The organism is Pseudomonas sp. IT-P2 (genome assembly GCF_949767575.1).
In the GTDB taxonomy this organism is placed as follows: Bacteria; Pseudomonadota; Gammaproteobacteria; order Pseudomonadales; family Pseudomonadaceae; genus Aquipseudomonas; species Aquipseudomonas pharyngis.
In genome coordinates, this window is the sequence record NZ_CATKQA010000044.1 from 283610 (window position 1) to 303261 (window position 19652).

Genomic DNA, 19652 nt, shown 5'->3' on the forward strand with positions numbered 1-19652 from the left:
GCTGCCGGCAATTTTTACCATTCGTCGAAGAAAATCGGCCATGCCCGCAATCGAGACTTTTCCTACCGTCTGTTCCGACAAATCCTCAGCCGCGCAGCTCCGAAAATGCAAAAAGGGGATAGTCATTTGCAATCGCGACCACTAGGGTAGGCCTTTTCCAGACTGCACTTGCAGATGGGCCTTCGATCTGTAAAGGAAGCCGACCATGCGCCTCGCTGCCCTCCCCCTGCTCTTCGCCCCGCTGTTACTGAGTCCACTGGCCCAGGCCGCCGCCCTGAGCGTCTGCACCGAGGCCAGCCCCGAGGGCTTCGACGTGGTGCAGTACAACTCGCTGACCACCACCAACGCATCGGCCGACGTGCTGATGAATCGCCTGGTGGACTTCGACACCGCCAGCGGCAAGGTGGTCCCGAGCCTGGCCGCCAGCTGGGAAGTCAGCACCGACGGCCTGACCTACGTCTTCAAGCTGCACCCGCAGGTGAAGTTCCACACCACCGACTACTTCAAGCCGACCCGCGAGCTGACTGCCGAAGACGTCAAATTCAGTTTCGACCGCATGCTCGACCCGGCCAACCCGTGGCACAAAGTCGCCCAGAGCGGCTTCCCACACGCCCAGTCGATGCAGTTGCCGAGCCTGATCAAGAAGATCGACGCACTGGATCCGCTGACCGTGCGCTTCACTCTCGATCATCCGGACTCGACGTTCCTCGCGACCCTGAGCATGGGCTTCGCCTCGATTTATTCTGCTGAATACGCCGACAAGCTGTTGAAGGCCGGCGCCACCGACAAGCTCAACAGCCAGCCGGTCGGCACCGGGCCGTTCGTCTTCACCCGGTTCCAGAAAGACGCCTCGATCCGCTACAAGGCCAACCCGGATTACTTCCGCGGCAAACCTGCGGTGGACCCACTGATCTTCGCCATCACCCCGGACGCCAACGTGCGGCTGCAAAAGCTGCGGCGCAACGAGTGCCAGATTGCCCTGTCGCCAAAACCACTGGACGTACAGGCTGCCAAGCAAGAGCCGACGCTGAAAGTCGAAAAGACTGACGCGTTCATGACTGCTTTCGTAGGCATCAACAGCCAGCATCCGCCCTTGGACAAAGCGGAAGTGCGTCAGGCGATCAACCTCGCCTTCGACAAGGCCAACTACCTGAAAGCCGTGTTCGAGGACACCGCCGAAGCCGCCAACGGCCCGTACCCGCCGAACACCTGGAGCTACGCGAAGAACCTGCCGGGTTACGCCCACGACGTGAACAAGGCCAAGGCCCTGCTGGCCAAGGCCGGATTGAAGGACGGTTTCCAGACCACCATCTGGACGCGCCCGTCCGGCAGCCTGCTCAACCCGAACCCGAGCCTCGGCGCGCAGCTCCTGCAATCGGATCTGGCAGAAATCGGCATTCAAGCGGAAATCCGCGTGATCGAATGGGGCGAACTGATCCGTCGCGCCAAGGCTGGCGAACATGACTTGCTGTTCATGGGCTGGGCCGGCGACAACGGTGACCCGGACAACTTCCTCACGCCGCAGTTTTCCTGCGCGGCGGTCAAATCCGGCACCAACTTCGCCCGCTACTGCAATGCCGACCTGGACAAGCTGATCAGCGCCGGCAAGACCACCAGCGAACAAGGCGTACGCACCAAGCTGTATGAGCAGGCGCAGGCGCAGATCCAGCAGCAGGCGCTGTGGCTGCCGCTGGCTCATCCGACGGCATATGCGCTGACGCGTAAGGACGTGCAGGGTTACTCGGTGAGCCCGTTTGGGCGGCAGGATTACTCCAGGGTCACCCTGAAGTAATCCGCCACAACACAAAACCTGTGGGAGCTGGCTTGCCAGCGATAGCGGACTGACAGACAACATTGTGCTGAATGTGCCGCCGTCATCGCTTGCAAGCCAGCTCCCACAGGGTTTTGCATTCTCCCTTCGGAGCTACATCCAGCCGCACTCAGCCATCGACAACGGCTCGCCATCGCCAACGATGAAGTGATCCAGCACCCGCACGTCGATCAGCTCCAAAGCCTTCTGCAAACGCTTGGTCAATAATCGATCAGCCTGACTCGGATCGCTGTTCCCCGACGGATGGTTGTGGCACAGGATCACCGCCGCCGCGTTGTTGGCCAGCGAACGCTTCACGACTTCCCGGGGGTGCACGGCCGTGTTGTCGATGGAGCCGCGAAACAGCGTCTCGAAGGTCAGCACCTGATGTTTGGAATCCAGAAACAGGCAACCGAACACCTCGTGCGGCTCGTGGCGCAGCATGGCCTTGAGGTAATCACGCACGACCTGCGGGTTTTCCAGCGCCGTTTTCTGGCGCATGCGCTCGGCCAAGTGTCGCCGCCCCATCTCCAACACGGCCTGCAATTGAGCAAATTTCGCCGGTCCCAGTCCCAATTGCTCGCTGAACGCCCCGAGATCAGCCTCCAGTAACGCTCGCAGGCTGCCGAACTGATTCAACAAGTGTCGCGCCAGATCCACCGCACTTTTGCCGGATACCCCGGTGCGCAGAAAAATCGCCAGCAACTCGGCATCGGAAAGACTTCCCGAGCCCTGCTCCAACAGCTTCTCCCGCGGCCTTTCCGCCGCCGGCCAATCGCGAATACTCATACACCTTCCTTGTCTGTGGGCGCCGCTGTTCCGTAGCGGTCGCTGTGATATCGTAGCCCATCTTTTTTGCGGGCGAATTCACCCTGGGGAGGGGGTTCGCCACGTATGTCACCAACGAAATGAAAGGCAGACCTATGCAGCGGCTGTATCGGAAACGCATCGTTCTGGGCGTCGGCGGCGGCATTGCTGCCTACAAGAGCGCCGACCTTGTGCGCCGCCTGATCGATCAGGGCGCCGAAGTGCGCGTGGTCATGACCCGTGGCGGCAGCGAATTCATCACCCCGCTGACCATGCAGGCGTTGTCCGGCCACCCGGTTCACCTGGACTTGCTCGACCCGGCCGCCGAAGCGGCGATGGGCCACATCGAACTGGCCAAATGGGCCGATCTGGTGCTGATCGCCCCGGCCACCGCCGACTTGCTGGCCCGTCTGGCCCAAGGCATTGCCAACGATTTGCTGACCACCCTGGTGCTGGCCACCGACGCCATCGTGGCCGTCGCCCCGGCCATGAACCAGGCCATGTGGCGCGACCCGGCGACCCAGGCCAACCTGCAACTCCTTGAAAGCCGTGGCCTGAAGACCTTCGGCCCGGCCTCCGGCAGCCAGGCCTGCGGCGACGTCGGCATGGGCCGCATGATGGAAGCCACCGATCTGGCTCAACTCGCGGCGGATTGCTTCCAGCGTCAGGCGCTGACCGGCAAGCACGTGGTCATCACCGCCGGCCCAACCCAGGAAAACATCGACCCGGTGCGCTACATCACCAACCACAGCTCCGGAAAAATGGGCTTCGCTCTGGCCGAAGCGGCGGTGGAAGCCGGCGCCCGCGTGACCCTGATCAGCGGCCCGGTGCATTTGCCGACGCCAGATCGTGTGACCCGGATCGACGTGGTCAGCGCCCGCGACATGCTCGCCGCGTGTGAAGCCGCGATCCCTTGCGACATCTTTATCGCCTCGGCGGCGGTGGCGGACTACCGTCCGGAAGTCGTCGCCCCGCAGAAATTGAAGAAAGACCCTACGAGCGGCGACGGCTTCGTCCTGCAAATGGTGCGCAACCCGGACATCCTGGCCACCATCGCGACCCGTCCCGACCGTCCGTTCAGTGTCGGCTTCGCCGCCGAGACCGAACACCTGCTCGACTACGCTGCGCGCAAGCTGAAGGACAAGAATCTCGATCTGATCGTCGCCAACGACGTCGCCAACCCGAGCATCGGTTTCAACAGCGAAGAAAACGCCTGCAGCGTCATCGACCGTGCGCTGCACGCCACGCTTTTCGCCCAGACCAGCAAGAGCAAGATCGCTCGCCAACTGGTCACTTTTATCGCCGAACGTCTGAACCAGGTTTAATTTACATGCACGCTTTGCAAGCCAAGATCCTCGACCCACGCATCGGTACCGAATTCCCGCTGCCGCAATACGCCACACCGGGCTCCGCCGGCCTCGACCTGCGCGCCATGCTGCAAGAGGACATCGTGATCAAGCCGGGTGAAACGGTGCTGATCCCCACCGGTCTGTCGGTCTACATCGGCGATCCGAACCTCGCCGCGCTGATCCTGCCGCGCTCGGGCATGGGCCATAAGCACGGCATCGTGCTGGGCAATCTGGTCGGCCTGATCGACTCCGACTACCAGGGCCCGCTGATGGTGTCCTGCTGGAACCGTGGCCAGACCGAATTCACCATGCCGGTCGGCGAGCGCCTGGCGCAGCTGGTGCTGGTGCCGGTGGTTCAGGCGCACTTCGAAATGGTTGAAGAGTTCGTCGAAACCGAACGCGGCGCTGGCGGTTTCGGCCATTCCGGCACCAAGTGATTGGTTTTATGGCGAGGGAGCCTGCTCCTTCGCCATAAAAATAGGCAGATTCATCTGAAAGCTTTACCGCTGAAAATCAAGGCATTGACAGGTCAAAGCCACGCCGTACGTGGCGTCATGGCCCTTTCACACCACGAACTCTCTGTGAAAACCGCCGTCATACCCTTCAGTTTGAGCTTGCCGTCGAATAGTCGTCGGTGTGTCCAGCCACTTTCGAGATGGAGCATTTTTGCAGATGAGCACCCCCGCCCAAGTCGCCCCGAAGCTTCCCGACAGCATCTTCCGCGCCTATGACATTCGCGGCACCGTGCCGGAATTCCTCAATGGCGAAACCGCCTACTGGATCGGTCGCGCCATTGGCTCCCAAAGCCTGGCCCAGGGCGAACCGAACGTGTCCGTCGGTCGTGACGGCCGTCTGTCCGGCCCGGAACTGGTTGCCGAACTGATCCGCGGCATCGCCGAAAGCGGCTGCCATGTCAGCGACGTCGGCCTGGTGCCGACGCCTGCGCTGTACTACGCCGCCAACGTGCTGGCCGGCAAATCCGGCGTGATGCTCACCGGCAGCCACAACCCGTCGAACTACAACGGCTTCAAGATCGTGATCGCCGGCGACACCCTCGCCAACGAACAGATCCAGGTCCTGCATGAGCGCATCAAGACCGGCAACCTGAGCAGCGGCACGGGCAGCGTGACCCAGGTCGAGATTCTCGACCGCTACACCACCGAAATCGTCCAGGACATCAAACTGGCCCGCCGCCTGAAAGTCGTGGTCGACTGCGGCAACGGCGCAGCCGGCGTGATCGCCCCGCAACTGATCGAAGCGCTGAACTGCGAAGTCATCCCGCTGTTCTGCGAAGTCGACGGCAACTTCCCGAACCATCACCCGGACCCGGGCAAGCCTGAGAACCTCGTCGACCTGATCGCCAAGGTCAAGGAAACCAACGCCGACATCGGCCTGGCCTTTGACGGTGACGGTGACCGCGTCGGCGTGGTGACCAACACCGGCACCATTGTGTTCCCGGATCGCCTGCTTATGCTGTTCGCCCGTGACGTGGTGGCGCGCAACCCGGACGCGGAGATCATCTTCGACGTCAAATGCACCCGTCGCCTGATCCCGCTGATCAAGGAATATGGCGGTCGGCCGCTAATGTGGAAGACCGGTCACTCGTTGATCAAAAAGAAAATGAAACAGTCCGGCGCACTGTTGGCCGGCGAGATGAGCGGGCACATTTTCTTCAAGGAACGCTGGTTCGGTTTCGACGACGGCATTTACAGCGCCGCACGGCTGCTGGAAATCCTCAGCAAGGAAAAATCTTCGGCCGAGGAGCTGTTCGCGACCTTCCCGAACGATATTTCCACGCCGGAAATCAATATCCATGTGACCGAAGAGAGCAAATTCAGCATCATTGATGCACTGCACGATGCCCAGTGGGGCCCAGGCGCCGACCTGACCACCATTGACGGCGTGCGGGTCGACTACGCCAAAGGCTGGGGCCTGGTGCGCGCGTCCAACACCACACCGGTGCTGGTGCTGCGCTTCGAGGCCGATGACGAGGCGGAACTGCAGCGCATCAAGGCTGTGTTCCATGCCCAACTGAAACGCGTTGCACCTGATCTCCAACTACCGTTCTGATTGCTGATTCACCCGGAGCCCTGAATGACCCTCGAACGCGATGCCGCCGCCAACACTGCCAAGGTCCTGTCCGAAGCGCTGCCTTACATCCGCCGATACGTCGGCAAGACCCTGGTGATCAAATACGGCGGCAACGCGATGGAAAGCGAGGAGCTGAAAACCGGCTTCGCCCGCGACATCGTGCTGATGAAGGCCGTGGGCATCAACCCGGTGGTCGTGCACGGCGGTGGCCCGCAGATCGGTGATCTGCTCAAGCGTCTGTCGATCGAAAGCCACTTCGTCGACGGCATGCGCGTTACCGACGCCGCGACCATGGATGTGGTGGAAATGGTCCTCGGCGGTCAGGTCAACAAAAGCATCGTCAACCTGATCAACCGTCACGGCGGCAGCGCCATCGGCCTGACCGGTAAAGACGCCGGGCTGATTCGCGCGAAGAAGCTCACCGTCACCCGCCAGACCCCGGAGATGACCCAACCGGAAATCATCGACATCGGCCATGTGGGCGAAGTGGTCGGGATCAACACCGAACTGCTGAACCTGCTGGTCAAAGGCAACTTCATCCCGGTGATCGCGCCGATCGGTGTGGGTGAAAACGGCGAGTCGTACAACATCAACGCGGACTTGGTGGCTGGCAAGGTTGCCGAAGCGCTGAAAGCCGAGAAGCTGATGCTGCTGACCAACATCGCCGGCCTGATGGACAAGTCGGGCACCGTACTGACCGGCCTGAGCACCCAGCAGGTCGACGACCTGATCGCCGACGGCACCATCTACGGCGGCATGCTGCCGAAGATTCGCTGTGCACTGGAAGCGGTTCAGGGCGGCGTGGGCAGCTCGCTGATTATCGACGGCCGCGTTCCGAATGCGATCCTGCTGGAAATCTTCACCGATACCGGTGTGGGTACGCTGATCAGCAATCGCAAGCGTCCATAAGCGCTCGCGCAAATAAAAAGACCCCGCTCAGCCTGGCTGAGCGGGGTCTTTATTTTGCCTGAAGCTGCGATCAGACGCCGAACTGGGCGCGATAGGCTTCAACGGCCGGCAGGTGCTGCTTGAGCTGCGGGTCGTCTGCCAGGAATTCCAGCACTTGGTTCAGCGACACGATGCTGATGACCGGAATGCCGAAATCACGTTCGACTTCCTGAATGGCCGACAGCTCACCGTTGCCGCGCTCCTGACGGTTCAGGGCGATCAGCACGCCGGCAGCCTTGGCGCCGTCCTGGGAAGCGATGATCTGCATCACTTCACGGATCGCGGTGCCGGCGGTGATCACGTCGTCGATGATCAGCACGTCGCCGGTCAACGGCGCGCCGACCAGGCTGCCGCCTTCGCCGTGGGCCTTGGCTTCCTTGCGGTTGAAGCACCAAGGCAGGTCACGGTTGTGGTGCTCGGCCAGCGCCACAGCAGTAGTTGCCGCCAGCGGGATGCCTTTGTAGGCCGGGCCGAACAGCACGTCGAACGGAATGCCGGTCTCGGCGATGGCTGCGGCGTAGAAACGACCCAGCTGCGCCAGCGCGGAACCCGAGTTGAACAGGCCGGCATTGAAGAAGTAAGGACTGGTGCGCCCGGACTTCAGGGTGAACTCACCGAAGCGCAAAACGCCGCGATCGATGGCAAAACGAATGAAATCGCGCTGATACGCTTGCATGAAAAAAACCCCAAATACCACGGATTTAGCTAATTAGCTTGACGCCGTGTATCATACACGCACGCGATTTTTGGGGCCATTTATGCGGATCATCAGTGTGAACGTCAATGGTATTCAGGCTGCAGTCGAGCGCGGTTTGCTCAGTTGGCTGCAGGCACAGAATGCCGACGTCATCTGCCTGCAGGACACCCGTGCCTCCGCCTTTGAACTGGACGACCCAGCCTTCCAACTGGATGGCTACTTCCTTTATGCCTGCGATGCTGAAGTCCCTGCCCAAGGCGGCGTGGCTTTGTATTCGCGGTTGCAACCGAAGGCTGTCATCAGCGGTCTCGGATTCGAGACGGCCGACCGCTACGGGCGCTACCTGCAAGCAGATTTCGACAAAGTCAGTATTGCCACCTTGCTGCTTCCTTCGGGGATGAACGGCGATGAGGACTTGAACCAGAAGTTCAAGCTCATGGACGACTTCGGCAAGTACCTGGACAAACAGCGGCGCAAACGTCGCGAGTACATTTATTGTGGCTCGCTGTACGTCGCGCAGCAGAAGCTCGACATCAAGAACTGGCGCGACAGCCAGCAATCACCGGGCTTCCTGGCGCCGGAACGCGCCTGGATGGACGAGATTGTCGGCAACATGGGCTACGTAGATGCCCTGCGCGAAGTCAGCCGCGAAGGTGACCAGTACAGCTGGTGGCCGGACAACGAACAGGCCGAGATGCTGAATCTGGGCTGGCGCTTCGACTACCAGATCCTGACTCCGGGCCTGCGGCGCTTCGTGCGCAGTGCACGCCTGCCGCGTCAGCCTCGGTTCTCGCAGCACGCGCCGCTGATCGTCGACTACGACTGGACGCTGACCATCTAAGCGGCCTTTCGCAGACACAAAAAAACCGACTTCACCGTCGGTTTTTTTGTGGGCGATCGTTCGTTATTTGATCAACCGCCAGGTGAACGGATAACGATAAGGGAAGCCTTCGTTGGCTTTCACTCCGCCGATAATCGTCAGCACCAGCGCCGCAATGGCCAGCAGGCCAAACAGCACGAACCCGATAAGCAACAGCATCAGAACGAAGCAGACCATCGAAGCAATCGCCACGGTGATCTGGAAATTCAACGCTTCCTTGCCCTGGGCGTCGATGAACGGATCGGTCTCGCGCTTCATCTGCCACAGGACCAGCGGCCCAATCAGCGTGCCGAACGGAATCCAGATCCCCAGCAAGGCGGACAAGTGACAAAACATGGCCCATTGACGAACCTCCTGGCTCGGCTTGGGCAGCAACTCTTGCTCATCACTCATCGCGTCCTCCTTGCGGGTTACGAACCTGCTCAGTCGGCCAGTGCAGCCTTTTGCAGTTCGAAGATCTCGTTCATGCCTTTCTTGGCCAGCTCCAGCATCGCGTTCAGCTCTTCAGGCTGGAACGGCGCGCCTTCGGCGGTGCCCTGCACTTCGATGAAGCCACCAGTGCTGGTCATCACCACGTTGAGGTCGGTCTCGGCAGCGGAATCTTCAAGATAGTCCAGATCCAGCACCGGCTCGCCCTGGTACATGCCCACGGAAACGGCGCCGATCATTTGCTTGAGCGGGTCGCCGCCTTTCAGGCCGCCACGCTTCTTGATCACTTTCAGTGCATCGACCAGCGCAACCATGGCGCCGGTGATCGACGCGGTGCGGGTACCGCCATCGGCCTGGATCACGTCGCAGTCGACGTACAGGGTGACGTCGCCCAGCTTGGACATGTCCAGCGCGGCGCGCAGGGAACGGCCGATCAGGCGCTGTATTTCCAGGGTACGACCGCCCTGCTTGCCACGGCTCGCTTCACGCTGGTTACGCTCGCCGGTGGCGCGCGGCAGCATGCCGTATTCGGCGGTCAGCCAACCCTGGCCCTGGCCTTTGAGAAAACGCGGCACGCCGTTTTCGACGCTGACGGTGCAGATGACTTTGGTATCACCGAATTCGACCAGTACCGATCCCTCGGCGTGTTTGGTGTAGTTGCGGGTAATGCGGATCGAGCGGAGCTGATCGGCAGCGCGACCACTTGGACGTTTCATAGGAGATACCTGTACTGGGGACGGAAAACTGCGGACCATTATAGAGCCGCGCACCGCGCCTGGGCACTCGTTAAAAAATCCGGCCGACGACCGAAGGCCCTGAAACGCGCTTCGCCGACGGCCTGCAGCCCTTTGTCACACCGTGTGTTTGGGCGCATCTGCCGCACTGCGCTACAATCCTGCGCCTTTGCTGCCAGTCGGCTTAAATTCATTGATATCGAGCTGCGGAGCTTCAATTCGCGCCGATCTGTATCGCGAGGTCACCCCATGGTGCACAGCATGACCGCCTTCGCCCGCGTCGAAAAAGCCGGCGTCCAGGGCACCCTGAGCTGGGAACTGCGCTCGGTCAACAGCCGTTACCTGGAACCCCACTTGCGCCTGCCGGAGTCGTTTCGCGACCTCGAAGGCGCTGTCCGCGAAGCCCTGCGCCAGGGCCTGTCGCGCGGCAAACTGGAATGCACCCTGCGTTTCACCGAGGAAAGCACCGGCAAGCCGCTGCAGGTGGATCGCGAGCGCGCCGCGCAACTGGTCGCCGCTGCCGAAACCGTTGCTGACCTGATCAAGAACCCGGCGGCGCTGAACCCGCTGGAAGTGTTGGCCTGGCCGGGCGTACTGGTGGCCGACGCCTCCGATCCGCAGGCGCTGAACGCCGAGGCGCTGGCCCTGTTCAATCAGGGCCTGAAAGACCTCAAGGCCGGCCGCGAGCGCGAAGGCGCGGAGCTGGCACGCCTGATCAACGATCGCCTGACCTCCATCGAAGAAGATGTAGTGACCCTGCGCGAACTGGTTCCGCAGATGCTCGCCACCCAGCGCCAGAAAGTCCTCGACCGCTTCGCCGACATGAAGGCCGAGATGGACCCGCAGCGTCTGGAACAGGAAATGGTCATGCTCGCGCAAAAGAGCGACGTGGCCGAAGAACTGGATCGCCTGAGCACCCACATCATCGAAGTTCGCCGGGTGCTCAAGTCCGGCGGTGCCGCCGGCCGGCGCCTGGACTTCCTGATGCAGGAGCTCAACCGCGAAGCCAACACACTGGGCTCCAAGGCCTTCGACCCGCGCAGCACCCAGGCGGCGGTCAACCTCAAGGTGTTGATCGAGCAGATGCGCGAACAAGTGCAGAATATTGAGTAAGGCTACCCCCGACATGACCCACAGCACCGGCACCCTGTACATCATTTCCGCCCCTTCGGGCGCGGGCAAGAGCAGTCTGGTCAAGGCCCTGACCGACGCCAACCCGGAAATCCGCGTTTCGATTTCCCACACCACCCGCGCCATGCGCCCGGGCGAAGTGGATGGCGTGAACTATCACTTCGTGACCCGCGAAGAGTTCGTGAAGATGGGTGAGCACGGCGACTTCCTGGAACGCGCCGAAGTTTTCGGCAACTTCTACGGCACCTCGCAAAGCCGCCTGCAGCAGACCCTGGACGAAGGCCACGACCTGATTCTGGAAATCGACTGGCAAGGCGCCGAGCAAGTGCGCAAGCTGATGCCGCAGGCCCGTTCGATCTTCATTCTGCCGCCATCGCTGCAGGCCCTGCACCAGCGCCTGACCAACCGTGGCCAGGACAGCGACGACATCATCGACGGCCGGATGCGTGAAGCGGTCAGCGAGATGAGCCACTACGTCGAGTACGACTACCTGATCATCAACGACGATTTCGCCCACGCGCTGGACGATCTGAAGGCGATTTTCCGCGCCAATCAGCTGCAACAGAAACGCCAACAAGTGCGTTTCGGCAAATTGCTGGCTGAATTGCTGGGCTGAAACAGCACTTCCCAAAACCGCTGCAAGGGCTTTACATTGGCACTTGCAGCGCGTTGAAGAGTCTGGTCAAAAAATCAGCGCTTCCCTAATCGCTGGTGATTTTTTAAACTGTTGAGTCCGCTCGCCCAACCGGGCAGCGCGCATATTGCATTCGCTCCGAGGAATACCATGGCCCGCGTAACCGTTGAAGACTGCCTAGAACACGTGGAAAACCGCTTTGAGCTGGTCATGCTCTCTACCAAGCGTGCCCGTCAACTGGCCACCGGCGGCAAAGAGCCCCTGGTTCAGTGGGAAAACGACAAACCGACCGTAGTTGCGCTGCGTGAAATCGCTGAAGGCCTGATGAGCTACGAGTTCATCGCCGAGCAGGAAATCGTCCACGAAGACCCTGTCTTCGCTGCGTTCGAGGACGAGTCCAACGAGGCCGTCTAAGCCTATGCCTGGTCGACGTAGCACGGCGCGGGATCACAGCCTACGGCAGGAGACATCATGCCGAGCATAGACGCCCTCGCCGATCGCTTATCGACCTACCTCGGCAACGACCAGGTCAACCTGGTCCGCCGAGCGTATTTCTACGCCGAACAAGCCCACGACGGCCAACGCCGCCGTAGCGGCGAGGCGTACGTCACGCATCCTCTTGCCGTGGCAAATATTCTTGCCGACATGCACATGGACCATCAGAGCCTGATGGCTGCGATGCTGCATGACGTGATCGAAGACACCGGTATCGCCAAGGAAGCGCTGCAAGCGCAGTTCGGTGAAACCGTGGCCGAACTGGTCGACGGGGTCAGCAAACTGACCCAGATGAACTTCGAGACCAAGGCCGAAGCCCAGGCGGAAAACTTCCAGAAGATGGCCATGGCCATGGCGCGCGACATTCGCGTGATCCTGGTCAAGCTTGCCGACCGCCTGCACAACATGCGCACGCTGGAAGTGCTGTCCGGCGAAAAACGCCGGCGTATCGCCAAGGAAACCCTCGAGATCTACGCACCCATCGCCAACCGGCTGGGCATGCACGCGATCCGCATCGAATTCGAAGACCTCGGCTTCAAGGCGATGCACCCGATGCGTTCCGCGCGGATCTACCAGGCCGTCAAACGCGCCCGGGGCAACCGCAAGGAAATCGTCAACAAGATCGAAGAATCCCTCGGCCACTGCCTCGCCATCGACGGCATCCAGGGTGAAGTCAGCGGCCGCCAGAAACACCTTTACGGCATCTACAAGAAAATGCGCGGCAAGCGTCGGGCCTTCAACGAGATCATGGACGTCTATGCGTTCCGGATCATCGTCGACAAGGTCGATACCTGCTACCGCGTGCTGGGTGCTGTACATAATTTGTACAAACCGTTGCCGGGGCGCTTCAAGGATTACATCGCGATCCCCAAGGCCAACGGCTATCAGTCGCTGCACACCACGCTGTTCGGCATGCACGGCGTCCCGATCGAAATCCAGATCCGCACCCGTGAAATGGAAGAGATGGCCAACAACGGCATCGCCGCCCATTGGCTGTACAAATCCAGCGGTGACGAGCAGCCGAAAGGCACCCACGCCCGCGCCCGTCAGTGGGTCAAGGGCGTGCTGGAAATGCAGCAACGCGCCGGCAACTCGCTGGAATTCATCGAGAGCGTGAAGATCGACCTGTTCCCGGACGAGGTCTACGTGTTCACGCCCAAAGGCCGGATCATGGAGCTGCCCAAAGGCTCCACGGCTGTGGACTTCGCCTACGCGGTGCACACCGACGTCGGCAACAGCTGCATCGCCTGCCGGATCAACCGTCGTCTCGCACCGCTGTCCGAACCGCTGCAAAGCGGCTCCACGGTCGAGATCGTCAGCGCTCCCGGCGCACGGCCGAACCCGGCGTGGCTCAACTTCGTGGTCACCGGCAAGGCGCGGACGCACATCCGCCATGCGCTGAAACTGCAACGCCGGTCCGAATCCATCAGCCTCGGCGAACGCCTGCTGAACAAGGTGCTCAACGGCTTCGACAGCGCGCTGGAACAGATTCCGGCCGAGCGTGTGAAGGCGATGCTCACCGAGTACCGCCTCGAACTGATCGAAGACCTGCTCGAAGACATCGGCCTGGGCAACCGCATGGCCTACGTCGTGGCGCGCCGCCTGCTCGGCGAAGGCGAACAACTGCCAAGCCCGGAAGGCCCGCTGGCGATTCGCGGCACCGAAGGCCTGGTCCTCAGCTACGCCAAATGCTGTACGCCGATCCCGGGCGACCCGATTGTCGGTCACCTGTCAGCAGGCAAAGGCATGGTCGTGCACCTGGACAACTGCCGCAACATCAGCGAAATCAGGCACAACCCGGAAAAATGCATCCAGCTCTCATGGGCCAAGGATGTCACCGGCGAATTCAACGTCGAACTGCGCGTCGAGCTGGAGCACCAGCGCGGCCTGATCGCCCTGCTGGCCAGCAGCGTCAACGCAGCCGACGGCAATATCGAGAAGATCAGCATGGACGAACGCGATGGTCGCATCAGCGTTGTCCAGTTGGTGGTCAGCGTCCACGACCGTGTGCACCTGGCCCGCGTGATCAAGAAACTGCGCGCCCTGACCGGGGTGATCCGCATCACCCGCATGCGTGCATAACTCAATCATTACAAGGAGTCATACATGACCAAGACTGTTATCACCAGCGACAAGGCCCCGGCCGCCATCGGCACTTACTCCCAGGCGATCAAGGCCGGTAACACCGTTTATATGTCGGGTCAGATTCCCCTCGATCCAAAAACCATGGAACTGGTCGAAGGCTTCGAAGCCCAGACCGTCCAGGTGTTCGAGAACCTGAAAGCCGTGGCCGAAGCCGCCGGCGGTTCGTTCAAGGACATCGTCAAGCTGAACATCTTCCTCACCGACCTGAGCCACTTCGCCAAGGTCAACGAGATCATGGGCAAGTACTTCGACCAGCCGTACCCGGCGCGCGCCGCCATCGGCGTGGCAGCCCTGCCAAAGGGTTCGCAGGTTGAAATGGATGCCATTCTGGTCATCGAGTAATGCGCACGGCGCGGCTTCAGACGCCGCGCCGACTGCTCTGCGGTAAAGAAAAGGTTTTGAAAGGATTCCACCATGCGCAAAGCGCTTGCTCTCTCGCTGCTCGCCATTTTCCTCGGCGGTTGCGCCAGCAACCCTGCCGACCGTGACATCAGCGGCACCTGGATCAATCAGGTCGCCATCGATGCCGCTGCCAAGGGCGGCCCCCTGCGCGAAGCGCTTCAGGCTTACGGCCCGAACCTGGAGTGGGACGTCAACACCAAGGCCGGTCAGGCCCGCTACACCAACGGTTTCGAAAACGTCGAAGGTCGCTTGCTCGGCGAACAGTCCGGCGCCTGGAAAGTCGACTTCTATGGCAGCTCCGCCAGCGAGCTGAAACGCGACGGCGGCCAACTGCAACAAGCTGCCAACGAAAATGAACCGGAACAAGTCTTCGACCGCGCACAGATCCCGGTGCCGGACGGCGCACCGATCGGCGCCAGCTTCGAACGCGCGCTGTATTCCGCTTATCTGGGCGGCAACTGGACGATCACCAGCGGCCAGGGCGAAGGCGCCACCGTGCAGTTCCAGGCGGACGGTCAAGTCTCCGGCCTGCCGGGTGCCGACCGCTATGCGCTGTGCCTCGCAGGCGATTGCGCATCGATGAGCAGCGGCAACGACAGCATGTGGTTGCAGCAGAACGGCCAGGGCAACAACTGGATCTTTGTTCGCAAGGGCAAAGAGCTGGAAATCCTGCAGGCCGTGAACACGGCACTGGCGGACGAACAACCGCAGTTCACCCCGGGTGAACGCAAGTGGTTGCTCGAGAAGCAGTGATCGGCGCTTGAGACAAAAAAGGCGGGAGCAAGCATTTGCTCCCGCCTTTTTTACGCCTGAAGATCAGCAGCGCCCCTCAAGAATCGCGGCATACCCCTCGCGATAACTCGGATACTTCGGCACCCATCCCAGCGCCTTCGCCCGGGCATTGCTGCAACGTTTGCTGCCGGTGCGACGCACGCTCTCGTCTTCCGACCACTCGGTGACACCCAGATACTCACGCAGCCACGCTACCACCTCGGCCAGCGGCGCCGGCGCATCGTCCACGCCGATATAGATGTCATCCAGCGCCCCGCCTCTGCGAGCCGCTTCCAGCAGAAACGCCATCAACCCCGCCGCGTCATCGGCATGGATGCGATTGCCATACAGCGGCGGATCGACCGCCACGCGATAACCCCGACGCACCTGGGTCAGCAGCCATTCACGACCAGGGCCATAAATACCCGTCAGGCGCACGATGCTCGCAGGAATGCCGCTGTTGAGCGCAACCTGCTCGGCCTCCAGCATCACCCGACCGGAATAACCCGCAGCGACGGTTTCGGATTTTTCATCAACCCATTCGCCGTTTTGCTGGCCATAAACACTGCTGCTGGAAACGAACAGCAGCCGCTCCGGCTCCTGACCGTAATCGTTAAGCCAACCCAGCACATGCTGCAAACCCTGCACATAAGCCGCGCGATAACCGACCTCATCGTGATCGGTGGCCGCCGCGCTATACACCAGGTAATCGATAGCGCCCACCGGCCAGGTCTCGGGGCAATCTTCATTGAACAAGTCACCGGCGACACCGATAACGCCGTCCGGCAAACGCGAAATATCACGGCGCAGGCCATAGACCTGGAAGCCGACAGCCAGCAATTGCGTGGCCAGACGGCTGCCGACATCACCGCAACCGGCGATCAAAACAGAAGGCGCGGACATCAAAAATCTCCCATCGGAAAGCGACAGACTAGCCTCGGCAAGGGACGAGCGGCTAGCAATGAAGGAAAAAAAGCAACTCTATTACTTCTGTTAACAAGAATTACTTGCAATAATGCACGCCACTTTTGTTCTCGGCCTCACGAGGCCTGGAAGAGCATTACCGTTTTTCTATCTCAGGTCCGGCCAGCATGACACGCATTCAAAACTCCGCTTCGCCAACCAACCGACCTCGCGCCTGGAGCGCCGTGGCTGCCCTGCTGCTCAGCCTGATGCTGGCGCCGGTCGCCGCCTTCGCTGACGCACAAGCCCCGGCCGCGCCAGCCGCCACCGAGCAAAACGCTCCGGCCGCTGCACCTGCCGCGACCGACCCGGTGCAGGCCGTCGAGGCCGGCGCTGCCGACGCGCCGGAAGTCCTCGAAGCCGACAACACCCTGGGCATGGCCCACGACCTGTCGCCATGGGGCATGTACCAGAACGCCGACGTCATCGTTAAAGCCGTGATGATCGGTCTGGCCATCGCCTCGATCATCACCTGGACCATCTGGATCGCCAAGGGCTTCGAGCTGATGGGCGCCAAACGCCGTCTGCGCGGTGAGATCGCCAACCTGAAAAAAGCCGCTTCCCTCAAGGAAGCCAGCGCCACCGCCGCGAAAGAAGGCACGCTGGCCAACCTGCTGGTGCACGACGCGCTCGAAGAAATGCGCCTGTCCGCCAATGCCCGCGAGAAGGAAGGCATCAAGGAACGCGTCAGCTTCCGCCTCGAGCGTCTGGTTGCCGCCTGTGGCCGCAACATGAGCAGCGGCACCGGCGTCCTCGCCACCATCGGTTCCACCGCACCGTTCGTCGGTCTGTTCGGTACCGTGTGGGGCATCATGAACAGCTTCATCGGCATCGCCAAAACCCAGACCACCAACCTTGCCGTCGTAGCACCAGGTATCGCTGAAGCGCTGCTGGCTACCGCACTGGGTCTGGTAGCCGCGATTCCTGCCGTGGTCATCTACAACGTCTTTGCCCGCTCCATCGCCGGTTACAAGGCTCAGGTGTCCGATGCATCAGCTCAGGTGCTGCTGCTGGTCAGCCGCGACCTCGACCACCAGCCTGAGCGCAACAGCTCGCAACCGCACATGGTGAAAGTGGGGTAATCGGCCATGGGCCTGCATTTGAAAGAAGGCGCAGACGACGATCTGGCCGAGAACCACGAAATCAACGTCACGCCGTTCATCGACGTGATGCTGGTGCTGTTGATCATCTTCATGGTGGCCGCGCCGCTGGCCACCGTGGACATCAAGGTTGACCTGCCTGCCTCGACCGCCAAACCGGCGCCGCGGCCGGAGAAACCGGTGTTCCTCAGCGTGAAGGCTGACCAGCGCCTGTTCATTGGCGATGACGAAGTGAAAGCCGAAACCCTCGGCGCCGTCCTTGACGCCAAGACCCAGGGCAAGAAAGACACGACGATCTTCTTCCAGGCCGACAAAGGTGTGGATTACGGCGACCTGATGAGCGTGATGGATAACCTGCGCGCTGCCGGTTACCTGAAGGTCGGTCTGGTCGGACTCGAGAGCGCAGTCAAGAAATGATCACCACGCGCCATAAGCTGACGCGTTACAGCGGTAGCCTGGCCGTGGTGCTGGGTGTTCACGCGCTGGCCATCGCGCTGGCGCTGAACTGGAACGTCCGCCCGCCCATCGAATTGCCGCCGCAGGCAATGATGGTCGAGCTGGCACCGGTTCCGGCCCCGCCACCGCCCGCACCGCCGAAAGTCGTCACGCCACCGCAGCCACCGGCTCCGGCTGAGGAACTGCCGATCCCGAAACTGGCCGAAGCGCCGAAAGCCGAGATCGCGGTGCCCAACCCCAAGCCCAAGCCGAAACCCAAACCGCCGAAGCCGATCAAGAAGAAACTGCCCGATCCGCCGAAGGAGAAACCGTCCGAAGAGAAGCCGGCCGATACCCAGCCGACTCAGGCCCCGACGGAGAAATCCGCCCAGCCTGCACCGGGCCCGTCGCCTGCACAATTGGCCGCCAAGGCCAGCTGGCAAGGCACCCTGCTCGCGCATCTGGCCAAGTACAAGAAGTACCCGGCCAGCGCTCAGGCACGGGGCAAGGAAGGCTTGAACCGGTTGCGTTTCGTGGTTGATGGCGAAGGCAACGTGCTGTCGTTCGAACTGGTGAGCCGCTCCGGCAACGCCGATCTGGACCGGGCCACGCTGGAAATGATCCGCCGCGCCCAGCCGCTGCCCAAGCCACCGGCGGACATGCTGACCAATGGCGCGATCGAAATCGTTGCGCCGTTTGTGTACTCGCTGGAGCGCCGCCGCTGATTCGCACTCGCGAAGCCCGGCCTGATCCAGCCCAAAAGGCACCGAAAGGTGCCTTTCGCTTATCCATCCACGGCAAACCGGCATTGCCCGGTGTCGCATTCATCACTCAGTCTGATAACGTGCGTCTATCGATTGCAGCCGGTATGCTTGGCCCGCATCTTCATGGACGCTTGCTATGACTCTCACAGAATTACGCTACATCGTTACCCTCGCCCAAGAGCAGCATTTCGGCCACGCGGCCGAGCGTTGCCACGTCAGCCAGCCGACCCTGTCGGTGGGCGTGAAAAAGCTTGAAGACGAACTCGGTGTGCTGATTTTCGAGCGCAGCAAAAGCGCCGTGCGCCTGACCCCGGTCGGTGAAGGCATCGTCGCCCAGGCGCAGAAAGTGCTGGAGCAGGCCCAGGGCATCCGCGAACTGGCCCAGGCCGGCAAGAACCAGCTGACCGCCCCGCTGAAAGTCGGCGCGATCTACACCGTCGGCCCGTACCTGTTCCCGCACCTGATTCCACAACTGCACCGGGTCGCCCCGCAGATGCCGTTGTACATCGAAGAAAACTTCACCCACGTGCTGCGCGACAAACTGCGCAACGGCGAGCTGGACGCGATCATCATCGCCCTGCCGTTCAACGAAGCCGACGTGCTGACCCTGCAACTCTACGACGAGCCGTTCTACGTCCTGATGCCGGCCCAGCACCCGTGGACCCAGAAAGAATCCATCGACGCCGCGCTGCTCAACGACAAGAGCCTGCTGCTGCTCGGCGAAGGCCACTGCTTCCGCGATCAAGTGCTGGAAGCCTGCCCGACCCTGACCAAGGGCAACGACGGCGCCAAGCACACCACGGTCGAATCCAGCTCACTGGAAACCATTCGCCACATGGTCGCGTCCGGTCTGGGCATCTCGATCCTGCCGCTGTCAGCGGTGGACAGCCACCACTACGCCCCCGGCGTGATCGAAGTGCGCCCGCTGTCGGCACCGGTGCCGTTCCGCACCGTGGCCATCGCCTGGCGTGCGAGCTTCCCACGGCCGAAAGCCATCGAGATCCTCGCCGACTCCATACGCCTGTGCTCGGTCGCCAAGCCTGCCGCGCCGGTCACGGCCGGTTAAG

20 protein-coding genes and 1 pseudogene are annotated in these 19652 nt (G+C 61.5%); 16 read left to right on the top strand and 5 right to left on the bottom strand.

Translation table 11 applies throughout. From position 1 onward, the window contains the following. Positions 1 to 205 precede the first annotated feature (205 nt). Positions 206 to 1792, top strand: a complete 1587-nt coding sequence (locus ACM6JM_RS20705; RefSeq protein ID WP_414882429.1) for an ABC transporter substrate-binding protein — start codon at positions 206 to 208, stop codon at positions 1790 to 1792. Between the two features lie 132 nt (positions 1793 to 1924). On the opposite strand, the gene radC is transcribed toward ACM6JM_RS20705, so the two are convergent. After that, on the bottom strand, positions 1925 to 2599 hold the full coding sequence (radC, locus tag ACM6JM_RS20710) for a RadC family protein (RefSeq protein ID WP_039765208.1): 675 nt from the start codon (positions 2597 to 2599) through the stop codon (positions 1925 to 1927). Between the two features lie 134 nt (positions 2600 to 2733). Here radC and coaBC point away from each other — a divergent pair, with 134 nt between their 5' ends. From coaBC to argB, 4 genes and pseudogenes are all read left to right on the top strand, one after another. Then, positions 2734 to 3942 carry a bifunctional phosphopantothenoylcysteine decarboxylase/phosphopantothenate--cysteine ligase CoaBC gene (coaBC, locus tag ACM6JM_RS20715; RefSeq protein ID WP_039765205.1) on the top strand — a complete coding sequence of 403 codons (1209 nt, stop codon included), beginning with the start codon at positions 2734 to 2736 and terminating at the stop codon, positions 3940 to 3942. A gap of 5 nt (positions 3943 to 3947) precedes the next feature. After that, positions 3948 to 4403, top strand: coding sequence for a dUTP diphosphatase (gene dut, locus ACM6JM_RS20720; protein WP_007954445.1), 456 nt, complete (start codon positions 3948 to 3950; stop codon positions 4401 to 4403). A 256-nt stretch (positions 4404 to 4659) separates the two neighbouring features. Further along, positions 4660 to 6036 (top strand): annotated as a pseudogene (locus ACM6JM_RS20725) (phosphomannomutase/phosphoglucomutase); the annotation flags it as partial. Positions 6037 to 6060: 24 nt separating this feature from the next. Beyond that, complete coding sequence (gene argB / locus ACM6JM_RS20730) at positions 6061 to 6966, top strand: acetylglutamate kinase (protein WP_007954443.1); 906 nt, start codon at positions 6061 to 6063, stop codon at positions 6964 to 6966. 70 nt (positions 6967 to 7036) lie between these two features. On the opposite strand, the gene pyrE is transcribed toward argB, so the two are convergent. Then, the gene (gene pyrE, locus ACM6JM_RS20735; protein ID WP_414882430.1) at positions 7037 to 7681 is read right to left on the bottom strand and encodes an orotate phosphoribosyltransferase; all 645 of its coding nucleotides are present in this window, start codon (positions 7679 to 7681) and stop codon (positions 7037 to 7039) included. Positions 7682 to 7763: 82 nt separating this feature from the next. Here pyrE and ACM6JM_RS20740 point away from each other — a divergent pair, with 82 nt between their 5' ends. Next, positions 7764 to 8543 carry an exodeoxyribonuclease III gene (locus tag ACM6JM_RS20740; RefSeq protein ID WP_007920349.1) on the top strand — a complete coding sequence of 260 codons (780 nt, stop codon included), beginning with the start codon at positions 7764 to 7766 and terminating at the stop codon, positions 8541 to 8543. A gap of 63 nt (positions 8544 to 8606) precedes the next feature. Here the strand turns inward: ACM6JM_RS20740 and ACM6JM_RS20745 are convergent, their stop codons facing one another. Continuing rightward, positions 8607 to 8975 carry a DUF4870 domain-containing protein gene (locus ACM6JM_RS20745; protein WP_039765199.1) on the bottom strand — a complete coding sequence of 123 codons (369 nt, stop codon included), beginning with the start codon at positions 8973 to 8975 and terminating at the stop codon, positions 8607 to 8609. 29 nt (positions 8976 to 9004) lie between these two features. Next, the gene (gene rph, locus ACM6JM_RS20750; RefSeq protein WP_003229494.1) at positions 9005 to 9727 is read right to left on the bottom strand and encodes a ribonuclease PH; all 723 of its coding nucleotides are present in this window, start codon (positions 9725 to 9727) and stop codon (positions 9005 to 9007) included. A gap of 267 nt (positions 9728 to 9994) precedes the next feature. Between rph and ACM6JM_RS20755 the strand changes: the two genes are divergently transcribed. The 6 genes from ACM6JM_RS20755 to ACM6JM_RS20780 all read left to right on the top strand — a co-directional run bounded on the left by ACM6JM_RS20755 (position 9995) and on the right by ACM6JM_RS20780 (position 15305). Beyond that, positions 9995 to 10858, top strand: coding sequence for a YicC/YloC family endoribonuclease (locus tag ACM6JM_RS20755; RefSeq protein WP_039765196.1), 864 nt, complete (start codon positions 9995 to 9997; stop codon positions 10856 to 10858). Positions 10859 to 10871: 13 nt separating this feature from the next. Continuing rightward, positions 10872 to 11492, top strand: coding sequence for a guanylate kinase (gene gmk, locus ACM6JM_RS20760; RefSeq protein ID WP_236187573.1), 621 nt, complete (start codon positions 10872 to 10874; stop codon positions 11490 to 11492). Positions 11493 to 11660: 168 nt separating this feature from the next. After that, positions 11661 to 11924 carry a DNA-directed RNA polymerase subunit omega gene (rpoZ, locus tag ACM6JM_RS20765; RefSeq protein ID WP_003229503.1) on the top strand — a complete coding sequence of 88 codons (264 nt, stop codon included), beginning with the start codon at positions 11661 to 11663 and terminating at the stop codon, positions 11922 to 11924. Between the two features lie 57 nt (positions 11925 to 11981). Next, entirely contained in the window at positions 11982 to 14087 is a 2106-nt protein-coding gene (gene spoT, locus ACM6JM_RS20770) for a bifunctional GTP diphosphokinase/guanosine-3',5'-bis pyrophosphate 3'-pyrophosphohydrolase (RefSeq protein ID WP_007954439.1), read from the top strand. Positions 14088 to 14111: 24 nt separating this feature from the next. Then, entirely contained in the window at positions 14112 to 14492 is a 381-nt protein-coding gene (locus tag ACM6JM_RS20775) for a RidA family protein (protein ID WP_003229509.1), read from the top strand. Positions 14493 to 14564: 72 nt separating this feature from the next. Then, complete coding sequence (locus tag ACM6JM_RS20780) at positions 14565 to 15305, top strand: hypothetical protein (RefSeq protein ID WP_074689978.1); 741 nt, start codon at positions 14565 to 14567, stop codon at positions 15303 to 15305. A 63-nt stretch (positions 15306 to 15368) separates the two neighbouring features. Here ACM6JM_RS20780 and ACM6JM_RS20785 read toward each other — a convergent pair whose 3' ends face one another. Beyond that, positions 15369 to 16226 (bottom strand): SDR family oxidoreductase, encoded by an 858-nt coding sequence (locus tag ACM6JM_RS20785; protein WP_414882431.1) that lies wholly within the window; start codon positions 16224 to 16226, stop codon positions 15369 to 15371. A 188-nt stretch (positions 16227 to 16414) separates the two neighbouring features. On the opposite strand from ACM6JM_RS20785, the gene exbB reads away from it, so the two are divergent. From exbB to ACM6JM_RS20805, 4 genes are all read left to right on the top strand, one after another. Next, a complete protein-coding gene (gene exbB, locus ACM6JM_RS20790) occupies positions 16415 to 17368 on the top strand; it encodes a tonB-system energizer ExbB (RefSeq protein WP_039765187.1) in 954 nt (317 codons plus the stop codon). 6 nt (positions 17369 to 17374) lie between these two features. Beyond that, positions 17375 to 17803: a TonB system transport protein ExbD gene (gene exbD, locus ACM6JM_RS20795; protein WP_039765185.1), complete on the top strand. Its 429-nt coding sequence runs from the start codon at positions 17375 to 17377 to the stop codon at positions 17801 to 17803. Beyond that, on the top strand, positions 17800 to 18546 hold the full coding sequence (locus tag ACM6JM_RS20800) for an energy transducer TonB family protein (protein ID WP_414882432.1): 747 nt from the start codon (positions 17800 to 17802) through the stop codon (positions 18544 to 18546). Before exbD ends, ACM6JM_RS20800 begins: the two co-directional genes overlap by 4 nt. A gap of 175 nt (positions 18547 to 18721) precedes the next feature. Next, positions 18722 to 19651, top strand: coding sequence for a hydrogen peroxide-inducible genes activator (locus ACM6JM_RS20805; protein WP_007954418.1), 930 nt, complete (start codon positions 18722 to 18724; stop codon positions 19649 to 19651). Position 19652: the final 1 nt, after the last annotated feature.